The following is a 20,330-nucleotide window of genomic DNA, read 5'->3' as shown; positions in this document are numbered from 1 at the left end:
CGTCACCGCACCGATCACGTCCGGCCGGGACGCCTGCCCGGCCGGAATCGGCAGCAGCGGTGCTGAAGAACAGAATTCGCCGGATCGACGGGCGAGCAGACGGGCAGGTCCTCCGACCGTCGTGCGACGAGAATTGCCGCGCACTTCCCGCACGTGCACCGAAGGTGGTCCCCTGCTCGATTTCCCAGCAGGCTAACGACGCGCCTCTCGGAGCGTCAAGCGTCATACACACCGGCTGTCAGCACCTATTCCGCCGAGGGGCCGCACGGGAAATCATGAGTCCCTCGGCGGTGACGGTCGTTCGTTCAGGACGGTGCGGGCAGCCCCAGAGCCCTGGCCGCCCAGGGCAAGGCCACTCCGAGCTGACGTCGCTGAATGTCACGCACCATGGGCGCTTGCGGAATCACCGGCAGGCCGGCCCGCGCGGCGAAGAAGCCGGCCACCAGCGCCGCCAGTTCCGGCGGGACGTCAGCCACCTCTTCCGGTTCCGGTCCGCCCTCCAGGCGGAGGCTCGGCAGCCAGAAGGCGACGTCGAACCGCGCGTTGCCGACCGCGGCGTGATTCCAGTCGAACAGGAACGCCCGCCCCTCCCGGAAGCACAGGTTGTCACTGCGGACGTCCAGGTGCAGCAGGCTGTCACCGTCCAACTGCTCCGGGCGCGCCGCTTCGAGCAGAACGGGGAGCGCGCGGTCGAGCCAGGCGGCGGAACACAGTCCCAGGGAGAGGAACGGCTTCGGATCGGCCGCCACCTCGGGCCAGTTGTCCTCGCCCATGTGCGTGGAACGAGCCGTCGGCAGCCCGGGGGGCGCTTCGTGTCCGGCGACCGCCCGCAAGGTCGCGAGCACCGCGTCGATCTTCTCCCTCGACCAGGGAGGACTCCAGTCGCCGTCGGAGAGGTCTTCCAGGACGAGTACCGGAAGCTCACCGTCGTCGTGCCACCCGAGCACGCGCGGCACCACGTCGAGACGGAGCGCGGCGTAGACTTCGTACTCCCTGCGCAGCCACTCGGCGGTGATGGCGTCGTCGGCGTGTTTGACGAACGCGGTCCGGTCGTGGGCCAGGCGGACGATCCAGCGGCGATTGTTCGTGTAGCCACGCCCTTGGATTCGCTCCGCCGACTTTACTGCCTGCCCCAGCGCCCGTTCGATGCGCAGGGTCTCATCTTCGTGCAAATACATCGGCACACATTAGCATTTTCGCTTCTGCCGCATTCCCTGCTTCGCCGGGTGCGGTGCATTCTCGCCACCTTTCTGTCCGACGATCGCCGACGCGTCACCGAAGCTCCTTTTATCGGACACTCCGGCGATACCACTCAGCACCTCCGATTCCGTCGGCGGACGGCAGCCGGCGGCATGACATCCCGTCAGAAGTAACCCTCGCGCTTGCGGTCCTCCATCGCGGCCTCGGACATCCGGTCGTCCGCCCGGGTGGCCCCTCGCTCGGTCAGCCGTGACGCCGCGATCTCGGCGATGACCTGCTCGACCGTCCGGGCGTCGGAGTCCACCGCCCCGGTGCACGACATGTCGCCGACCGTCCGGAACCGCACCGTCCGCCGTTCCACCGCCTCTGCGTCCTTCGGCCCGCCCCACTCCCCCGGCGACAGCCACATGCCGTCGCGGCGGAACACCGTGCGTTCGTGGGCGAAATAGATGTCCGGAAGCTCGATCTTCTCCCGGGCGATGTAGTGCCACACGTCCAGCTCGGTCCAGTTGGACAGCGGGAAGACGCGCACGTGTTCGCCGGGGGCGTGCCGCCCGTTGTACAGCTGCCAGAGTTCCGGCCGCTGCCGGCGGGGATCCCACGCGCCGAAGTCGTCCCGCAGCGAGAACACCCGTTCCTTGGCGCGCGCCTTCTCCTCGTCCCGCCGTGCGCCGCCGAGCACCGCGTCGTGCCGGCCGGCCGCGATGGCGTCCAGCAGCGGAACCGTCTGCAGCGGATTGCGGGTACCGTCCGGACGCTCGCGAAGCTGCCCTTCGTCGAGGTAACGCTGTACCGAGGCGACCTGCAGCCGGAGTCTGTGCACGGCCACGGTACGGTCCCGGTGGTCGATGACTTCCGGGAAATTGTGGCCGGTGTCCACGTGCAACAGCACGAAGGGCAGAGGAGCCGGCGCAAAAGCCTTCAGCGCCAGGTGCAGCACGACGATCGAGTCCTTGCCCCCGGAAAAGAGGATGACCGGCCGCTCGAATTCTCCGGCCACTTCGCGAAGAATGTGCACCGACTCGGATTCCAGCACGTCGAGGTATGCCAGAGAACGAACCGGAAAGCTGTCACTGCCGCCGTGACCGGCTGCCCCGGTGGCCGTGGAGGCCCGTTCTTCGCCCGCTGCCCGCATCGGCTCCGCCTCCTACGCTTTGATCACGGCGTCCACGGGCACCCCGTCGAGGTCGCATGCCAACCGGCGGCGCCCCGCCAGCGCCACCAGTTCCAGCATGAAGGCCACGCCGACGACGTCCGCCCCCGCCTCCGAGACCAGTGAAGCGGCCGCCAGGGCGGTGCCCCCCGTCGCCAGCACGTCGTCGACCACGACCACCCGGTCCTTCGGCCCCAAGGCGTCACACTGGAGCTCGAACTCGTCCGTCCCGTATTCCAGTTCGTAAACACGGCGGAACGTCCTGCCCGGCAGTTTGCCGCTCTTGCGTATGACCGCTAGTCCCAGCCCGGACCGTACGGCCACGGGCGCGCCCAAGAGGAAACCACGGGCCTCCAGGCCGACAACCATGGTGGCTGCGCGGCGGCGGCACACCTCGGCCAGCGCGTCCACGAGTGCGGTGAACGCTCTCGGGTCGGCCAGGAGTGAGGCGTAGTCCTTGAACAGCACACCGGGATACGGATGGTCCGGCACATCGCGGATATAGCCGGCCAGCCACGTGGCCAGAGGCGTCGCCCCCCTCTGGCCGTCTCCGTGACCGCCCTCCCGGGCGCTGCCGCCCGCAGAAGCAAAGGGCCCGTTCCCGGGGTGACCGGCGTGCAGCGGCGGCATCATCTCCATTCCGACCGGTCCCCGTAGCCGAGGCGCTCGGCCATTCCGGCGGTATTCCGGTCGATGGCCGGCTCGATCACCCCCGCACGCTCCTTCCAGCGCCATTCTCGCGGTCGTGCGGTCGCCACGACCGGCCGGATGCCGTGGTGCACCGCCCGCCGGAAGCCACCGGTCAGGGAGATACCGAGCCATTCGCTCAGCTTCTCGAAGGCGGCGATCCGACTGGCCGGGCCCGCGGTCAGGTCCTCGAACCGGACGGTCATACGGTCGATCGACGTGTCGGTGAGATGACCGAGTACCGCCTCGTGGGCGCTGCGCCATTGGAACGCGCAGACGTCGGCCAGTGGCGCGCCGGTGTACTCCTCCCAACCGGGCGGGAGGTCGAACTTCCACCACCACTGGTTGTCCTCGTTCTGCTCGACGTACCCGTGAATGCCCAGGGGTTTCTCCATCCGGTGTGCGTGAAATCCGTGATGGCGCCATCCGTCGTAGAGGCCGTTGACGGCCGCGGCCGGATTGCGTGTCAGGTGCAGCACCCGGAAGCGCGCCTGCGGGAAAAGCGACCGCAGGAAGTGCAGGCGGTACGCATTGCTCGGTGTCTTGACGACCAGAGGCTTGTCGCGCAGGTCGGCGAGGTCCGCCCGGCGCCAGGGACGCGCCACGACGAACGGCGGCTCCTCCACCAGAAAGTCCCCCGGCGCCCGCAGTCCGGTGTCCGTGGACGGATACCTGCGCTCGGCTTCTTTCGGCAGATCGTAGTAGCGCGGATCGACCGGCAGGCCCCGCCCGGACAATTCCTCCAGTACGGTCAGCAGGCACCCTGCCTCGTCGGACTCCCCCGGCGCGTCCGTGGGCCGTCGGTACGGACGTGCGCGCCACGCGCGGCGGACCGTTTCGACGAGTTCCAGCGGCTCCAGCGGCAATTCCGGCCATTGCACGATCAGCCGCCAGGCCATGTCGGCGCAGAGCTGGTTCTCGTCGCGCTCCTGGGCCGCGCTTCCCGCGTCCCGCGCCATTTCCTCGGCCAGTACCGAGCGGGCCCAGGGCTCCAACGCGGCCGCGTGCTCGGCACCCAACGCGTCGGAGCCGGTACGGCTTTCGGGGTGGCCGAGACCGGCCAGGCGGAGAAAGGGATTGGTCTCCGCCTGGAAATGCAGCAGTTCACGGGAGTACCGCAGCAGCTCGGCCACCATGCTGGAGCCGCCGCGGGAACTGCACGCGAGCACCACGACCTCGCCGACCCTGCCGAGGAAATCCGTCACGGCGGGGCCGCGCAGGGGCCGCAGCGCGTCCAAGCGCCGGTGCAGCGTGCCGAGCCCCTGCGGTGCACGGACAGAATGCGTGGTCATCCGGCCATCACCGCGGTTTCCGCAGCGAATAGACACACCAGCGCCACTGGTCGTTGATGGAGCCGTCGGCCAGCACCTCGAACGGATGGGCTTCGCGCACCTCACGCGGTGCTTCGTAGAACAGCCGCTGGATCTCCCGGCGATGCGCCGGGGTGGTCTCGTGCGTGTCGATCCACTGGTCGATGGACTCCCACAGCAGGTACTCGGTCATCCGGACGTCCTGGAATCCGGCGCCGAGGAGCAGGGAACGGAAGTCCTGCTCGCGGAACATCTGGTGCAGCAGCGGCTGTTTCTTCTTGAAGACGCGGTACATCCAGAAGGCGTCCTCGTCCGCGTACGGGACGATCTGCCCCACGATGAACTGCCCGCCGGGCCGCAGGACCCGGAAGATCTCCGACACCGGACGCTCGGGCTGCGGGAGCAGGTGCAGCACCTCCCGCGTGACGACCAGGTCGAAGGAGTCGTCCGGATAGGGCAGGTCGTAGACCGTGCCCTGATCCACGCGGTCGAGCCGGGTGGAGGCCAGGGCGACCATCTCGGGGGTGATGTCCAGCCCGACCGTCTCCCCGACCCGGTCCTTGAAGGAGGCGCCCACCACACCGCTGCCACAGCACACGTCCAGCATCCGGGCGTCGGCGGGCACCTCGCACAGCGCGGCGTGCCGGGCGAGCAGGTCGCCGTCGGTCAGCCAGGCGCAGGAGTCGTGCCAGTTGCGGGAGCGGATACCGAACTGCCGTTGGTACACGGTGTAGTCGATGGCGAGGTCGCGCCGCTGTACGCGGGCGGTGCGGCCGGCCAGCCGGGCGGCGAGCCGGGCGCGGGTGGCGTCCAGCACCCGGGCCACGATCCGCCGTCCCAGCTCCTCGTCCTTCTCCATCCGGCGGCTGAACTCGCTGTCGACGGCCTCCTGGACGACCTGGCCCACTTCGGGGTTCTGCAGCCGCTTCTTGGTCTGCCCGTCGAAGCGCGGGTCGTCCATGCGCAAGGAGACGACGGCGGTGAGCCCTTCGAGGACGTCGACGGAGGTGATGCGCTCGCCGAGGTGTGCGTCCAGCATGCCGCGCGCGGTGGCGTAGCGGTTGATGGCCTGGGCCAGCGCCGAGCGGACCGCGTCGACGTGGGCGCCGCCCTGGTCGGTGCGGACTCCGTTGACGAAGCTGCGGATCTCCTCCGTGTAGCCTTCCGTCCACTGGAAGGCCAGTTCCAGGGCGCTGTGGTCGCCGGTGGCGTCGACCACGATCGGCTCGGGGTGGACCACGGAGGCCGCCCGGTTGAGGTGGGCGAGGAAGCCGCGTACCCCCTCCGCGAACGAGAAACGGGCCCGGGTGCCGGTCAGCCGGTCCGTCAGTCCGACCGTGAGGCCGGGGTGCAGGAAGGCGATCTCCTGCAACCGCTCGGTCAGGGTCCGTACGGAGAACGCGCAGGTGTCGAAGATCTTCGCGTCCGGCCGGAACGTGACCCGGGTGCCGCTGCCGTCCGCCGCTCCCGCCTTCGTCAGCTCCGTCAGCGGTTCGCCGCAGGAGTACTCCTGGTAGTGGTGCACCCCGTCCCGCCGGATGTCCACCCGGAGCCATTCGGCCAGGGCGTTGACGCAGGAGACGCCGACGCCGTGCAGTCCGGCGGACCGGCTGTAGGCCGAGCCGCCGAATTTGCCGCCCGCGTGCAGGGTGGTGAGGACGACCTCGCAGGCCGGACGGCCGGTGTCCTGGTGGACGTCGACCGGGATGCCCCGCCCGTCGTCCTCCACCGTGCAGGAGCCGTCCGTGTGCAGGGTGACCGACAGCTCGCGGGCATGGCCCGCCTCGTGTTCGTCGACGGCGTTGTCGAGCAGTTCGAAGACCAGGTGGTGCAGGCCGTCGGGGCCGGTGGAGCCGATGTACATCGACGGGTTGCGGCGTACCGCCTCCAGCCCGGAGAAGACCATGATCGCCGATGCGTCGTAGGTGACGGCCACGGCCGTCCGCGAGTCATCCGTCATTGCGGACTCCCGTGAGTGCGGGGTCACCGGCGGGTTCGTCCGAGTGACGGGCCATCTCCTGCAGTGCGGCGTCGAGCCGGGCCGTGTGCTTCTTCTTCAGCGCCACGAGCGTGGTGAGCCAGCTCGCCATGTCCGCGCCGCCCTCGTCGAGCGCGGCGGCGGTCAGCCGCGGGTAGGTCTCGCCCGACTGTTCCAGGGCGGCCGTCACGGACGAGGCCAGGTTCAGCGGTGTGTCCCCCACGTCCCGGAAGCCCGTGGACGGGGTGGCGTCGCGCAGTACGTCGAGGTGGCCGTGCGCGGCACAGGTGATGCTGTCGGCCAGGTCGGTGAACAGCTCCGCGACCTGGGTGTGGCCTTCTGTCTCGGCTATCTGTGCGAAGTACGCGTAGCGCAGCGCGGTGGTGGCCTCCGCGGCGAACACCGCGCGCAGTTCGGCCGCCAGGCTCTCACTTGGCTGTGGCATGGGACTCCTCACCGGCTCCGCCGTCCGACGCGGCCGGCTTGGTCCCCGCCGCCACGACGAACAGCATGTGGTCGACGATCCGTCCGGCCGCTTCCCGGACCGCGTGCAGGGACCTGAACTCCTCGGTGGCGCCCCGGTAGGCGGCCCGGATCGCCTCGCGCCGCTCCTGGCCGATGGCGCCGTTGTCGGACCAGACGTCCACGTCCTCGGCGGAGATGTGGCGGCGGGTGCACACCGGATCGCAGCCCGCCGCGCCGAGCAGTTCGGCCGGCTCCTCCGGGAGGAAGAAGTGGCGGCGTACGGGGTTGCGCAGCCGGAGGATCTCGAAGTACGTGTCCCGGTCGTGCGGCCCGTACGCGCACAGGTTCACCAGGACGACCCGGCCGCCGGGGCGCACGACCCGCACCATCTCCTCGACGGCGTCGGGCAGGTCCATGAACTGCATGCCCTGCCGGCACACCACGAGGTCGAACTCGCCGTCGTCGAAGGGCAGCTTCTCGGCCGGCGCCACCACCAGTCTGTCCAGGAACGGCGCGGCCTGCTCCGCCATCTCCTCGGTGAGGTCCAGGCCGACCACCTCGGCCACCCGCCCGGAGAAGAGGCGGGAGACCAGGCCGGTACCGCAGGCGACGTCCAGGACCCGGGCGTCGGGTGCCGGGGCGCCGAGGTCGAGGACGATCTCGCCGAGTCCCTGGTCGGTGCACCAGGAACTGGACCGGTCGTAGGTGGCGGCACGCATTCTGAAGTGCTCGGTCACGTCATCTCGCGTGATCGGCAAGGAAGGACCTCCCTTTCGTCTTCTCCGGTTCCGTCACCACCCGCGGGCGCCGCCCGCACTTGGGGCCGGCCGGGTGGGTGTCAGGCGGCACTGCGCCGGGCGGCGACCGGTGCGGTCGTGGTGTGCCGGCGTCGGAGGTGGACCCGGGCATGCGCCCTGACCCGCAGCCACCTCACGTAGACGTCCCTGCCGAGCCGCAGGGAGTAGTTCCGGTCCTGCGTGAGCGACCGGAACTCCACCCGCAGCCGCAGCGCCGCGGACCGCACGGCCAGCTCCACCGGGGAGGGGGTGCGGCAGGCGTGCGCATCGGGATGGACCGGGTAGCCGAGGCCGCTTTTCAGCGGCCCCGTCACCTTGTCCACCAGCAGGCGCTCGCCCGGGGTCAGGCCGGCCTGGTGGGCGCCGATCCGGTCGGTGGTGACCGGGGTCCCGGCGTTCCGCCATGCTTCGGCCCACCCGGCCGTGCGGCGGGCGGCCGGCGACCGGTGGTGTTCGAGCATGGCCGGGTGGGGTTCCTCGGCCAGGAAGGAGCAGAGCCGTTCGATCTCCTCCCGCGGGCGTGAGACCAGGTCCTCGTAGCGCAGCAGGTGGACCGACTCCGGCCCCCACCTGGTCAGCGCGGCCCGCGCCTGTTCCTGCTGCCGGCGCCACAGGTGGGCCATGCGGTAGGGGTGGCTGTAGCCGAAGATGGACCGCTTGGCCGAGGATCCGACGTCGCAGGGGTCCCTGACCAGCCATATGAAGCGAGCCTCGGGGAAGTGAGCCAGCGCCTCGTCCACGTGGTCGACCATGAAGGTGCTCTTGCAGCCCCAGCGCGCGGCGCCCTCGGCTTCCCGGTACTGGTCGTACACGGCGGCCACCACTCCGAAGAGGGTGGGCGCCGCCTCCTCCACCACGCGCTGGGGGTCGACCGGGTGCTGCCAGGGGTGGATGTGCCGTCGCAGCAGCCCTACGGCGTCCTCGGCGGCCTTCCGGCGATTGGCCTCGACGGTCAGGTCGCCGTAGGAGCCGGCGGGCGTGGCGAGGTAGCGCATGAAGTGCGGCGGATGCGGGACGCAGATCCGCGGATGCGCGTCCAGGATCAGGCGCAGCAGGTTCGACCCGGACCGTTCGGTGCCGATGATGAAGATCGGGCTCTCCGGTCCCGGCGTCGCCTTCACGCGCCACCGAGGGCCGCGGCGCGGCGCATCATCTCGGCCCCGCTGGGGACGAGGCGGCTGCCGAGAGCGGCGACCTCGGGGGAGGCGCACTGGTCGAGGGTGAAGCGCCCGGAGCCGGGCACGAGCCCGCCGGCCGCCGAACTCCACTTCTCGCGCCAGCCGGTCCCGGCGTAGGAGGTCGAACGCTCCAGGCCGTCGTGCGGCTGCGGGTGGAAGTACCAGAAGTTCTCCGGGTAGTGCTTGAAGTTCATGACGGGCCCGGGCTGGTAGGCGTCGTAGATGCGCTGGTAGGCGTCGCGGCAGGCACCTTCGGACAGGCCGCTGATGTTGAGGAACTCGTCCTCGTGCAGGGCCTGTTCGATCGACAGCCAGTTGAGGTGGTCGATCTCGGAGCGGATCAGTCCGGAGGCGATGGCCTGTTTGTAGACCGTGGTGCCCGGCATGGCCGACAGGTACTTGACGCGGGTCACGTGGTTGTACGTCTCGGCGAACTGGACCATGTGGTTGAGCGACTCGTTGCTCTCGTTCGGCAGGCCGACGATGAGCAGGGAGCCGAACCGCACATCGTTCTCGAAGGTGGTCCGCATCGCCCGTACGGTGAGGTTCTCGCTGCTGCCCTTGCGGGCCTCCCGGAGGACTTCCGTGCCCAGCGACTCCACTCCGTAGAGGATGATGTCGCAGCCGGAGTCCCGCATGGCGGTGATGCGCGGGGTGTCCATGTCGGCGCACCGGGTCAGGCACGTCCAGCGGATGTCGTGGTCCTTGATGGCGTCGCAGATCTCTATCGTCTGCCGGCGGTGGGAGCTGAAGGTCAGGTCGACGAAGAAGCAGAAGTCGACGCCGTACTGCTCCTTCAGCCAGGCCATGTCCCGGTCCATCTTCTCCTGGGACTTGGCCCTGACCTGGGGCGTCGTGCGGTAGCAGAAGGAGCAGTCCATCTTGCAGCCACGGCTGTACGAGGAGATGATCTGCGGCTGCATCCCCATGGGGCTGTGGTATTGGGGCCACAGGTCGAGCCGCATCCTGGGCAGTGAGTCCAGGTCCATCATCTGGCCGCGGGCCCGGGTGCGCTTGGGCTCCCCTTCGGGGGTGCGGTAGCAGATGCCGCGGACGTTGGGCAGGTCCTGCTCCCACTTGCCGGCGGCGAAGCTCTCCATGAGTTCGAGGATCGTGATCTCGCCCTCGCTGATCACGGCGACGTCGCACGCCGTGCTCTCCATGAACACATGGGGCACCGAGGTCACCAGTGAGCCGCCGCAGATGATGGGGACGTCCGGTTCCGCGTCGCGGACCATCTGCATCAGCTCGCGGCAGAACGGGAAGTTGTCCTCGAAGGTGCACACGCCCAGGACGTCGGTCTGGCCGACGATCTGGTCGTAGGCGGTCTTGAGCGGGTTCAGCGCGTAGCGTACGTCGACGATGCGGACCGGGAAGCCGGCGTTGTGGAGCACGGTCGAGATGTAGGAGGCGCCCTCGTACGGAGAGGTCAGGAAGAATTCCCAGCCCCGGGGCATGCTGAACGGTGACGGGCCGACGACCAGGGTGAAGCTCGGGAGGGAGGGATCCGTGGGCACCGGCTCGTCGTCCTGCTCACGCATCTGCCGCATGTAGCGCTGGTCGACGGCCTCGTCGGCATTCGAGTACAACTCCAGCGCCAAAGATTTCTGTGCCATGAGTACTCCCTACTTGCCAGGTGATGTGTCCTTATCCGCTGGCCTGCCGGTCGTCCGGCACCACGATCCGGCGCACCTGGTCGGCGAATTCACGCCATGAATCCGCACAGCCGTCGGCGAGTTCGGCCACCATTTCCGCCCAGTGCGGCGGAACACCGTCCACGAGGTGGCCACCCGCCTCCATGAGCAGCTCTTGCGCGTCGAACAGCCGTAAGAGCGTCCGACCCATTTCGGTGAAACGGATCGATGGGTCTTTCTTGAGGGTGCGGTGCAGCTCGGAAATATCCGGTACGGGCTGCCCGCCGGTGGTCCTCCCCGCCGGCTTCCGGTCTCCCAACTGCGGCGTGGGACGCCCGGCCGCGTTCTTGCGCTTGCTCGCCGGAGCGGAGACTTCACGATAGCGCACCGGCACCGGATCCCGGCCCGAACGCAGACGTTCACGTACATCGTGTGCCGTACCCAGGGAAATCCCGACCGTTGTGGCCACTTCTCGCAGCGGCATGCCAGGGTGTTCCGTCATCACCCGGGCGGCCGCCTTCCGCAGCTCCGACATGTCCAGCGGCCGGGTCCTGCCGTCATTGCCGACGCGCGTGTTCGAATGAGGAATTTCCTCACTCGAACGCCGCCGGACGGCCGCGACGGTCTTGGGGGACAGGCCGCTCACCCGGGCCACGGACCGGTCGGAGAGATGGGGATGGGACCGTACTATTCGTGTTGCCGCGGCGGTGCGCTCCTCCAGGGAAAGCGGCAGCCCGTGCCGCACATTGCTCTCCACCGCCAGTACGAAGGCATCCGCCTCCGAACCGTCGAAGAAAATACAGCGGATGGTCCGGTCGCCGCGCTGGACCGCTACTTGGAGCCGGTGCATTCCGTCCAGCACCCGCATGGTGGGACGGTGCACGAGAATGGGAGGAAGGCTCGCTCCGGAGGCGAGCAGCAGTTCCACGTGCTCACGGTTGAGCCCTCCGGAACGGGGAGAATCAGTCGAGCTGCGCAGTTCCGTCAAGGAGACCAGGTGCAGGGAGTCTTCAGCCGGTCCGGGTTCACACACTTTGCCGAGGTCTTGCAACAGCGACCTCCTCAGAAGTACTCCTCCAAGGTCACCCACCAGTCTATGCACGTTCAGTCAATAGCCGATCAACAGCGGATCTACGCGTAAGCGGAAGGATGCCGACCGTGACGAGTCTCGTGCTCATCTCCCTCGACACCGTGCGGGCGGACGTGGCCTACTCCGGGAAGATGCCCGGGATCGAAGCACTGCGCCGGCGGGGTACGACCTTCCGGCAGGCCGTCTCGTCCGCTCCCCTGACCCCGATCAGCCATGCCAGCGTGTTCACCGGCCTCCAGCCGGCCCGGCACGGCATCCGCCATCTGCTGCGTGAGCAACTGCGCCCGGGCATCACGACGTTGGCGGAACGCCTGCAAGCGGCGGGCTACACCACCGGCGCGGTGGTGTCCTGCCCGGGGCTCAACCGGTGGTACGGCATGGACCGCGGTTTCGATCACTACGACGACGAGATCCCCCGGCTGCCCGACGGCAGTGACCCCCTGACCGTCAACGACGTCAAGCTGCGCGGCCTGGCGCTCAAACGCGCCCCGTTGGTGGCGGACCGCGCCGCGGCCTGGGCGGCACGCCAGGAGGGCCCCTTCTTCCTGTTCGCGCACTTCTTCGACGCCCACTGGCCGTACGAGCCCCCGGAGGACTTCTGCCCGGATGCCGCCAACCCCTACGAGGGCGAGGTGGCGTACAGCGACCATTACCTCCAACTGCTGTTCCGCAGGCTGGAGGAGGCCGGGCACCCGCTCGACGACCTGCTGGTCGTGTGCTTCTCCGACCACGGGGAGGACCTGGCCGGCTGGTATCCCAACGACCACTCAGGCGACCTCGGCCACCCCTACGAGGAGGGGCACGGATGCCTGCTGTTCGACACGACGCAGCACGTTCCGCTCATCGTCGGCGGGCCGGGCGTACCCCGGGGACGCGAGGTCGCCGAGCAGGTCCGGCTGGTGGACATCGCTCCCACCGTCCTGGAGCTGCTGGGTCTGGACCCGTACAAGGACGGTCCCGACGGCCGCTCGCTCACCGAGTTCTTCGGTGCGCAGGCGCCTGCGTCCCGGCCCGCCTACTCCGAGACGTACCACCCGGAGGAGCGGCGGTCGGACGGGCGCTACCCCGACCTGCTGCCCCTGGCGTCGATCCGGCTGTGCGAGGGCGACAGCCGCCAGAAGGTCATCTGGCAGATCGGCGGCGACCGGGTCGAACAGTACGATCTGGCCGCCGACCCCGACGAGCTGCGCGGCCGGACCCTGTCCTCCCGTCAGAACGACGAGACCGGTCCTCCTTGGTGAAGGAGCTCCGCCGGCCCGGCGGCCGGTGAGCCGAGGATGTCGTCCGCGAGCTGAGCGGCCTGCGCGCGGATCTCCGCGATGGCGGTGGTCTCCCACTGCGAGCCCCGCCGCAGCGGGCCGATGGCCAGCAGGGCCGGGTCGGGCCGACCCGCGCGGTCGAGCAGCCGTCCGCGGCGGTCCGTGGCCATGCCCAGCCGCAGGGAGTCGGGCACGGCCAGTCCGTCCCGCAGCAGCCAGGTCAGCAGCGGGTCGGTCGAGCCGGTGATGTCCCGTCCGAAGCCGGTGCAGTTGATCACCCAGTCGTAGCGCACGGGCACCGGCCCGGCACCGACGTCGAGCCCGGCGACGACGCCGCGCGGGCACTCGCGCAGATAGGCCGCCCGCCCCTTGCGGGCCTTCAGCCGGCCCGAGCCCAGCGCGCGGCCGAGCCGGTGGGCGGTGGTGGGCGGCAGCCGGTGGCGGTGCACGTCCCAGTACGTACCGAAGCGTCCCAGGAAGTCCCGCTGATCGTCGGCGTCGAGCCGGCCCCACAACTCGCCGGCGCACGGTCGCAGCGCGTCGATGATCTCCCGCCAGCATTCCGGGCTCCGCCGCATCTCGGAGCGGACCGTGCTCACGAGCCGCGCCAAGGTGAGCCGGTCGTCCGCCAGCAGGGCGCCCACGACGTGCGGATGCCCGCCGTGCGAGCAGCCGGCGCCGTGCGGCCGGGGCAGCAGCCCGTGCCGGGACACCGCGTCGACGCGTACGCCCACCGAGCCACCGAGCAGGCTGAGCCCGATGTCCACCGCGGTCAGCCCGTTGCCCAGCAGCAGCACCGAGGAATGGTCGGCCACCGCCGGGAGGCCGCTGTGCCAGGGAGAGCGTACGTACCGCGGTCCCGCCTGCGCCGAAGCGAACGGATCGCGCCAGGTCGCCGCGTTGCCCATGGCGAACACGACACGGTCCGCCGCCACACACCGGCCGTCGGACAGCGCCACCACCGGCCGCGGGAGGCCGGGAAGCACCCGGCGCGCGCGGCGGCGCACATGCCACAACTCGCCGGTCTCCGCCGTGCGCTCCCGGGTCTCGCGCAGCGTGTCGGCCAGGTAGGCACCGTACGTACCGCGGGGCAGGTAGTGGCCGGAGGGCGTGTCCGGGTCCCGGCGCCTCAGCCAGGCGACGAGGTGTCCGGGATCGTGGGCCCGGGCGCCGGAGCGCTCCATCGGCGTGTTCATCAGGTGCCGGGGGTCCCGCGAGGCGTAGGCCGTGCCACGGCCCAGCTCGTCGGAGGGCTCGATCAGCGAGATCCGTACCGGGCGGCGTGACGCCGCGCTCGCCTCCAGCAGGTGGACGCAGGCCAGGGTTCCGCTGGCTCCGCCGCCGATGACGGCCACCGAGACCGCGTTCCGGTTCACGGCTTCCTCCCGGCCGGCGCGCCGGCGTCGTCCCGCAGCAGGATGCCGGTGAGGCAGCCGAGCGCCCCCGCGGCCTTCACGTACTCCCCGACCTCCACGGTGTCCACGTACAGTCCCGCTGCCTCCAGGCGCCGCCGGGTGTCCGGACAGCCCGCGGGCATCAGCACGACCCCCGGCGCGAGCGTGACCAGGTTCATCGCCCGCCTGCGCACCACCTCGTCCTCCGGCGGCAGTTCGATCACCTCGTATCCGTGCTCGTGCAGAAGGGCGCGCAACTCCGCGGTGGCCGCCGCGGCGTGCAGCAGTACGCGCCGGCGGTCGACGAAGACCAGGGAACCGAGGAGGTGCTGCACGCCGGGGCCGAGCGGTACGACGACGGTCTCCACCCCCTGGCGTCCCAGTTCGTCGCCGACGACCGCCGCGCCCTCCGGGTTGGTGCGGAAGCCGCAGCCCACCACGACCGTGCTCTCCCCCAGCCACAGGGCGTCCGCGCCCTCGAAGGTGGCCGTGCCGGCCGGGGTTCTCAGCAGGGGGACGCCGAGGGCGGCCAGGGCGACGGCCGCGAACCGCTCCTCGCCCGCCCGCTGGGCGGAGGCGGGACGGCCGAGCACCACGCCCTGCGGGGTCGCGAGAAAGAGGTCCCGCATGAAGATCAGGTTGGGCCCCGCGTGCGCAGGGGGCCGGACGAGGTGAACGGTCACGCCGTGCCGGAGGTACGCCTCGGCCACCGCGTCCGCCTGCTCCCGTATCCGCCCCAGGTCCACCTTCGCGGACATCAGGTGGCCGCCGGGCGCGTCACCGGCCCGCTCCAGGCTGTCCGGCGGACGGGCGAGCACCACCTCCCGCAGCGGGGCCACCTCCGACCGGTAACCGCAGCGGTGCCACAGCGTTCCCGCCGCCACTTCCTCGTGATGCGCCGCGGTGCGTGGCACCCAGCCGTCACCACCCAAATCGCTCGGCGTGGTGTGGTGCGTGGCATGGCGCAGCTCGGCCGTGCCACCGTATCGACCGGTCCGTTCCACTCAGCCCTCCAACCTTCGTCGGCCCTGAAAGCGCGGGTGGTACGGCGCTCGGGCCCTCCGGACCCACGGCTCGCGATGCCGAGCTGTCGGGCGGTGCGTCGTCGTGGACGTCCACGGGGCCGCCGCCGTCCGTCGCGTGCCGTCAGTCGCGCTGCGGCGGATACACCGTGGGGTCGTCCAGCGGTACCTTCAACCACGAGATCATCTGGCGCAGTTGGTGGTACGCCTGGAGCCGTGCCGCGTCGTCGTCCTTCTCCTCCGCCGCGGCGATCGGCTCCCACAGCCGGGGCACCATCACCGGCCCGATCTCCAACAGGCCGCCGCTTCCTCCGGTGGCCCATTTGGCGAGCACGTACCGCACGATGGCGCCGACGGGGATGTCCAGATTGCGGGACATGCCGCGCACCGTCTCCAGCGGGTCGAGCAGTCCGTAGGCGAGAACGTCCGACTTGAAGTTCGCATGCCGGTCGGCCGGGTCCCAGGTGCCTTTCCAACGACGCAGACATATTACTTCCGAACCGTCGTCCACGGTCCAGACGTCAGGCGTTTCCGGATCAGCGTTCACGTAACTCTCCCTGGTCCGTGGACATTTCCTGGATTAAGCCACGGCCGGCCGGCCGTCGGCAAGGGCGTCCAGGGCTCTCTGGACAGTCGGCCGGAAACCGGAGTAAAACCGGTAGCACGCGCCGCAGCAGCTCCGTCATCCGAATGCACAGGCAACCTCGAAAGCTGGTCCCGGATTTTCCCCGGGCTCCGGCTTTCCGGCCGGCGACCGCGCCCGCACGCCGTATTGTTCCCGGAAGGAGTTCCCTTGAATGCTTCGCCGGCCACCACGGAGCCGAAGTCCGTAGTCGCCCGAAGAAGCGGCTCCACGACCCGGCAGGTCCTCCTGGCGAGCACCATCGGAAGCGCCATCGAATGGTACGACTTCTATCTGTACTCGACGGCGTCCGTGCTGATCATCGGGCCGTTGTTCTTCCCGGGGAGTTCCACGACGGCGACCATGCTGGCCACGTTCGCGACCTATGCCGCCGGGTTCGTGGCCCGGCCGCTGGGCGGCGTGGTCATCGGGCACTTCGGAGACCGTGTCGGCCGCAAGAACATGCTGGCACTCACCCTTCTCGTGATGGGCCTTGCCACCTTTCTGGTCGGCGTCCTGCCGACCTACGAGCAGGCCGGAATCCTGGCGCCCGCGTTGCTGGTCACCCTACGGATTCTGCAAGGCATCGGCATCGGCGGGGAGTGGGGCGGAGCCGTACTCATGAGCGCGGAGTACGCCCCGCCGGGACGCAAAGGTCTGTGGACCGCCTTTCCCGCGGCCGGTTTTCCGCTGGGGCTGCTGGGCAGCACCGCCGTGATCGAGCTGGTGCTCCGGATGCCGGAGCGGCAGCTCCATGCCTGGGGCTGGCGTCTGCCGTTCCTCGCCTCGATCGCCCTGGTGGTACTGGGCGTGGTCGTACGGCGGAAGGTGGCGGAGTCCCCGGAGTACGTGCGGGCGAAAAGGACGACGGCCGTGTCGGCCCTGCCGGTCCGGGAAGTGCTGCGGCACACCCCCGGCAAAGTGGTGCGCGGCGCCTTGGCCGCGCTCGGTCTCGCCGTGATCGTCAGCACCTTCACGGTCCAGCTCTTCACCGCGGCCTCCGCCGGACAGCAGCACACCGCCCGCTCGGTATTGCTGCTGGGACTCGCGGCCGGCGCGTTGGCCGAAGCGCTGATGCTGCCGGTGTGCGGGGCACTGTCCGACCGGTGGGGCCGCCGTCCGGTCATTCTGTCCGGATACGCCGTCTGCGCCCTCGTGGCGGTCCCCGCGCCCTACTGGCTCGCTTCGGGAGAACCGTGGCTGGTCGTCATGACGTTCGTCCTGGCCATGGGGGCCGGCCACGCCGCGGTGTACGGTGCCTTCGCCTCCTTCCTGGTCGAGATGTTCCCCGTCCAGCAGCGCTATTCGGCACTGGCCGTGACCTATCAGGTCGGCGCGACGATCGCCAGCTTCAGCCCGCTCGTGGCCACGGCCGTCGCCGGATCGGAAAAGGCCACCTTTCCCGGCATACTCATCATGATCGGCTGTTTGGCTCTCGCGTCCGCCGCGGTGGCGGGTTCCCGGCCGGGGGCCGGGGACGGAACAGCGGCCCAAGAGCCTTCGCCGTGAGCCGGCTTCCGGAACGGTCCCGTCGGCTGCCACCGCAGGGCCGGGACGGGGACCGCCCCAGGAGTACGACATCGGCACCTTCCGTTCCCGCGGCTCAGCACAAGCCGCAGGCGTGCCCGGGAACATTCTCCACGACGTGCCAGCGCTCCGGCGCCTCGTCCTGGCCGGACGGCGCATCGTCCGCCCATCCGGCCAAGGCGCGGCACAGTGCCGCATTGATGGCGGACGTCGCCTCCCCGGACAGGTGTCCCCAGCGCTTGGCCATCGCCGCGGCTTTCTCGTAGTGCGTCACGGCCTCGTCGAAACGCCGCTGGGCGCGTGCCAGCATGCCGAGTCCGTGCAGCGCCTGCCGCGCGATGAACGGGTCCTGCCCCTGGCGGGCGGAGCTGATCGCCAGGCCCGCGTACTTCCGCGCCTCGGCCGGCCACCCCGTCTGGTACGCGGTGACCGCGTACAGGAACTGGGCCCGCCCCAGCGTTCGCGGCTCATTGCGTTTCGCGGCCGCGCGCACCAACGGAGGTACCGCGGCCCGCAGTCGCTCGTCACCCACGGCCCCGGCGAACGGCGACACCGCGATCAGCAGATCCACGGCACGCGGCAGCAGATCCTCCTCCGCCCCCGCCGGGCGGCGAGCCGCCTGCAGCGCCGCGCCGGAAATCGTCGGCACCTCGCTCCGGACCCACTCCCGCGCCTGCCGGAAGTCGGGAAAGGACATCCCCACCGTGGCCCGCAGCCGAAAGGCGTCCTGCACCGGGTCGCCGGGCGCCGCCAGGGCGAACGCGTTGCACGCCGTGGCCAGCAGGTGCTCCAGCAGCCCCCGGAGGGCCCGGTCCGACGCGGCCTGGTCGTGCCGGCCGAGCCGCGCGGTGGCCACGGAGCGGGCCACGTAGCGCACCCGGTACCGGCCGGGCCCGGACGAACCCAGCAGCGAGTCCGCTCTGAGGGCCTCCAGGACGCGTTCCGCCGTGGGTTCGTCCACCATCAGCACCGCCGCGGCGCTGCGCACCGTGAAGTCCGGGACGCCCGTGGCCGTCAGACGGGCCAGCGGTGCGAGCTGATCGGGCATCAGGTGCCGGTGTCCATGGCCGGCCGGCCCGTCCGGTGCGGCGGTGCCGGTGCCGTCGATACCGCTGTGTCCCTGTGTCAGCGAAGTCAGCAGTACCTTGATGCTCCACTCGGGGTGGGCGGCGAGCCGCCCGGCCGCGACGCGCAGGGGAAAGGGGAGCCGGTCGCACGCCTCGGCCAGGCGTCGCGCGTCCTCCGGTTCCGCGGCTGTCCGGACAGGCCCCAGCACCTGGTCCATCAGCGCGACGGCCTCGTCGAGGGTGAGTCTTCCCAGACACGCCCGGGCCGACCAGGGGAGGCCGGGCAGGCTCGACCGCGCGCTGACGATGACGCCGCACCGGGCGCTCCCCGGCATCAGGTCCCGTAGCTGCTCCGCGTCCCGCGCGTCGTCCAGCACCAACAGGACCCGTCGCTCGTCCAGCATCGAGCGGAAGAGGTCGCGGCGTTCGTCCCGGCCCTCGGGAACAACCTGCTGCGGTACTCCCATGGACAGCAGGAAACCGGCCAGGACGGCGGACGGGTCGGCGGACACCTTGGCGGCACCGCGGAGATCGGCGAACAACTGGCCGTCCGGAAAGGCGTACTTCACCTGATGGGCGGCGTGCAGGGCCAGCGCGGTCTTGCCGATGCCCGCCACCCCCGAGATCCCCACCGCGGCGGGTGCGGTCCGCGCCGGGTCCGTCAGCGCCGCACAGAGGTGGGACACCTCGGCCTCCCTGCCGACGAACCCCGGGTCGTCCGCCGGGAGCTGGGCGGGAGGCGGCAGACGGAATCTCCTGGACCCGACCGGGACCGAGAGCTCTGCCCCGCGGCCCTCCTTCCCATTTGATGCGCCGCGCAGCAACTCCGTGGGAGGGGTACCGCTGAGGATGTGCTGCTGCAATGTGGTGAGCTCGGAACCGGGATCGATTCCCTGCTCTTCCAACAGAAGCTTCCGCACATCCTGGTAGACGTCCAGGGCCTCGGTCTGCCGCCCGACTCCGTACAACGCTCGCATGAGCAAACATCGGAACCGTTCGTTGAGCGGGTAGGCTCCCACCAGATCGGTCAGCTCCGGTACGACGAGCCGGTCCCGCCCGGACTCCAGAGCCAGATCGTAGTGCTCCTCCAACGTAGCGATCCGCAGCTCTTCCAGCCGGGCCCGCTGCCGCGCGGCGAACGGGCCCGGCACACCGCTCAGCGGCTCGCCCCGCCACAGGTCCAGGGACGCCGACAGCAGACGTCCGGCCTCCTGCGTCCGGCCCGCCCTGCGTTGCTCGACGGCCCGCTTCATCAGGGACTGGGCGCTACCGGCGTCCACCGCGGAAGAGGCGGTGGCCAGCCGGTAGCCGTCACCGACCGATTGCAGTACGGACGAGTCCGCGGCCCCCTGCGGATCCAGGAGCTTGCGGAGCCGCCAGACATAGGTACGGATCGTCGTCACGGCCCGCTTCGGTGGCTGAAAACCCCACACGGCTTCGATCAGCCCGCTCATCGGCACGGCCTTCCCACCGTTCAGCAACAGCCCCACGAGTACCGCCTGTTGCTGGGGTGGCCCCACCGGCACGCCGACACCGTCCCGGTAGGCACAGAGAGGCCCGAGAACGTTGAACCGTAACTCATCCGCCATGGCTCGTCCTGTGGTGTCGGTACCGGAGGGGGAGCACATCGTCACCGCAACAAGAAGAGTTAAAGGTAATGCGAAAGTGTATGCCCGACCAGAACGAAAGCTTCAAACCAGCCGGATCCAGCCGTGTCCGCGCCCCTCGGCCCCCGCCTCCTCCCGCCCCGCAGGACGCGCACAGCCAGCACCGGAGCGCGCCCGCCCCGCCCGCTCCCGCGTCCCACCGGGCGGTTCACCGACGCTCCTCAGCCACCCCGGGCGGCCACCGTCTCCCCGGCACGCCGGACCTTCCGGCCCCCGACGTCTGGTTGTGATCCTCAGGTGTGTCGGCAAGCGGGCGTGCGGGCACGCTTTCACGTTAAGG

Annotated in this window: 16 protein-coding genes; 2 read left to right on the top strand and 14 right to left on the bottom strand. The window is 70.2% G+C overall.

Going from position 1 to position 20,330, the window contains the following annotated elements; all coding sequences use genetic code 11:
• Positions 1-305: 305 nt before the first annotated feature.
• The 10 genes from AB0A97_RS19015 to AB0A97_RS18970 all read right to left on the bottom strand — a co-directional run bounded on the left by AB0A97_RS19015 (position 306) and on the right by AB0A97_RS18970 (position 11,330).
• Positions 306-1,178 carry an aminoglycoside phosphotransferase family protein gene (locus AB0A97_RS19015; protein WP_361150956.1) on the bottom strand — a complete coding sequence of 291 codons (873 nt, stop codon included), beginning with the start codon at positions 1,176-1,178 and terminating at the stop codon, positions 306-308.
• Between the two features lie 185 nt (positions 1,179-1,363).
• Positions 1,364-2,335 (bottom strand): sulfate adenylyltransferase subunit CysD, encoded by a 972-nt coding sequence (gene cysD / locus AB0A97_RS19010; protein WP_361150953.1) that lies wholly within the window; start codon positions 2,333-2,335, stop codon positions 1,364-1,366.
• 12 nt (positions 2,336-2,347) lie between these two features.
• Positions 2,348-2,866, bottom strand: coding sequence for an adenine phosphoribosyltransferase (locus tag AB0A97_RS19005; RefSeq protein ID WP_361151116.1), 519 nt, complete (start codon positions 2,864-2,866; stop codon positions 2,348-2,350).
• Positions 2,867-2,982: 116 nt separating this feature from the next.
• Positions 2,983-4,332, bottom strand: a complete 1,350-nt coding sequence (locus AB0A97_RS19000) for a sulfotransferase (RefSeq protein ID WP_361150951.1) — start codon at positions 4,330-4,332, stop codon at positions 2,983-2,985.
• 7 nt (positions 4,333-4,339) lie between these two features.
• On the bottom strand, positions 4,340-6,310 hold the full coding sequence (locus AB0A97_RS18995) for a methyltransferase domain-containing protein (RefSeq protein ID WP_361150949.1): 1,971 nt from the start codon (positions 6,308-6,310) through the stop codon (positions 4,340-4,342).
• Entirely contained in the window at positions 6,300-6,773 is a 474-nt protein-coding gene (locus AB0A97_RS18990) for a ferritin family protein (RefSeq protein ID WP_361150947.1), read from the bottom strand. The genes AB0A97_RS18995 and AB0A97_RS18990 overlap by 11 nt, the downstream gene beginning before the upstream one ends.
• Entirely contained in the window at positions 6,757-7,551 is a 795-nt protein-coding gene (locus AB0A97_RS18985) for a class I SAM-dependent methyltransferase (protein ID WP_361150945.1), read from the bottom strand. Before AB0A97_RS18985 ends, AB0A97_RS18990 begins: the two co-directional genes overlap by 17 nt.
• A gap of 80 nt (positions 7,552-7,631) precedes the next feature.
• Positions 7,632-8,711, bottom strand: a complete 1,080-nt coding sequence (locus AB0A97_RS18980) for a sulfotransferase (protein ID WP_361150943.1) — start codon at positions 8,709-8,711, stop codon at positions 7,632-7,634.
• Positions 8,708-10,384, bottom strand: coding sequence for a radical SAM protein (locus AB0A97_RS18975; RefSeq protein ID WP_361150941.1), 1,677 nt, complete (start codon positions 10,382-10,384; stop codon positions 8,708-8,710). Before AB0A97_RS18975 ends, AB0A97_RS18980 begins: the two co-directional genes overlap by 4 nt.
• Positions 10,385-10,415: 31 nt before the next feature.
• A complete protein-coding gene (locus AB0A97_RS18970) occupies positions 10,416-11,330 on the bottom strand; it encodes a ParB/RepB/Spo0J family partition protein (protein ID WP_361150939.1) in 915 nt (304 codons plus the stop codon).
• Between the two features lie 221 nt (positions 11,331-11,551).
• Here AB0A97_RS18970 and AB0A97_RS18965 point away from each other — a divergent pair, with 221 nt between their 5' ends.
• On the top strand, positions 11,552-12,733 hold the full coding sequence (locus AB0A97_RS18965) for a sulfatase (protein ID WP_361150936.1): 1,182 nt from the start codon (positions 11,552-11,554) through the stop codon (positions 12,731-12,733).
• On the opposite strand, the gene AB0A97_RS18960 is transcribed toward AB0A97_RS18965, so the two are convergent.
• The 3 genes from AB0A97_RS18960 to AB0A97_RS18950 all read right to left on the bottom strand — a co-directional run bounded on the left by AB0A97_RS18960 (position 12,703) and on the right by AB0A97_RS18950 (position 15,714).
• Positions 12,703-14,127, bottom strand: coding sequence for an FAD/NAD(P)-binding protein (locus tag AB0A97_RS18960; RefSeq protein ID WP_361150934.1), 1,425 nt, complete (start codon positions 14,125-14,127; stop codon positions 12,703-12,705). The genes AB0A97_RS18965 and AB0A97_RS18960 overlap by 31 nt on opposite strands.
• Positions 14,124-15,059, bottom strand: a complete 936-nt coding sequence (locus tag AB0A97_RS18955; protein WP_361150932.1) for an arginine deiminase family protein — start codon at positions 15,057-15,059, stop codon at positions 14,124-14,126. Before AB0A97_RS18955 ends, AB0A97_RS18960 begins: the two co-directional genes overlap by 4 nt.
• Positions 15,060-15,291: 232 nt before the next feature.
• Positions 15,292-15,714 (bottom strand): DUF6027 family protein, encoded by a 423-nt coding sequence (locus tag AB0A97_RS18950; protein ID WP_361150930.1) that lies wholly within the window; start codon positions 15,712-15,714, stop codon positions 15,292-15,294.
• 246 nt (positions 15,715-15,960) lie between these two features.
• On the opposite strand from AB0A97_RS18950, the gene AB0A97_RS18945 reads away from it, so the two are divergent.
• Entirely contained in the window at positions 15,961-17,298 is a 1,338-nt protein-coding gene (locus AB0A97_RS18945) for an MFS transporter (RefSeq protein WP_361150927.1), read from the top strand.
• 94 nt (positions 17,299-17,392) lie between these two features.
• Here AB0A97_RS18945 and AB0A97_RS18940 read toward each other — a convergent pair whose 3' ends face one another.
• Positions 17,393-19,972 carry a BTAD domain-containing putative transcriptional regulator gene (locus AB0A97_RS18940; RefSeq protein WP_361150924.1) on the bottom strand — a complete coding sequence of 860 codons (2,580 nt, stop codon included), beginning with the start codon at positions 19,970-19,972 and terminating at the stop codon, positions 17,393-17,395.
• Positions 19,973-20,330: the final 358 nt, after the last annotated feature.

It is taken from the genome of Streptomyces sp. NPDC045470 (genome assembly GCF_040646595.1).
Taxonomy (GTDB): Bacteria; Actinomycetota; Actinomycetes; order Streptomycetales; family Streptomycetaceae; genus Streptomyces.
The sequence above is the reverse complement of the archived record's forward strand: the minus strand, read 5'-3'. Positions and strand labels throughout refer to the sequence as shown.

Excerpts from the sequence above, each read along its gene's own strand:
- AB0A97_RS18975 (WP_361150941.1), bottom strand. The coding sequence starts at position 10,384 with ATGGCACAGAAATCTTTGGCGCTGGAGTTGTACTCGAATGCCGACGAG.
- cysD (WP_361150953.1), bottom strand. The coding sequence starts at position 2,335 with ATGCGGGCAGCGGGCGAAGAACGGGCCTCCACGGCCACCGGGGCAGCC.
- AB0A97_RS18965 (WP_361150936.1), top strand. The coding sequence starts at position 11,552 with ATGCCGACCGTGACGAGTCTCGTGCTCATCTCCCTCGACACCGTGCGG.
- AB0A97_RS18940 (WP_361150924.1), bottom strand. The coding sequence starts at position 19,972 with ATGGCGGATGAGTTACGGTTCAACGTTCTCGGGCCTCTCTGTGCCTAC.
- AB0A97_RS18990 (WP_361150947.1), bottom strand. The coding sequence starts at position 6,773 with ATGCCACAGCCAAGTGAGAGCCTGGCGGCCGAACTGCGCGCGGTGTTC.
- AB0A97_RS18995 (WP_361150949.1), bottom strand. The coding sequence starts at position 6,310 with ATGACGGATGACTCGCGGACGGCCGTGGCCGTCACCTACGACGCATCG.
- AB0A97_RS19015 (WP_361150956.1), bottom strand. The coding sequence starts at position 1,178 with ATGTATTTGCACGAAGATGAGACCCTGCGCATCGAACGGGCGCTGGGG.
- AB0A97_RS19000 (WP_361150951.1), bottom strand. The coding sequence starts at position 4,332 with ATGACCACGCATTCTGTCCGTGCACCGCAGGGGCTCGGCACGCTGCAC.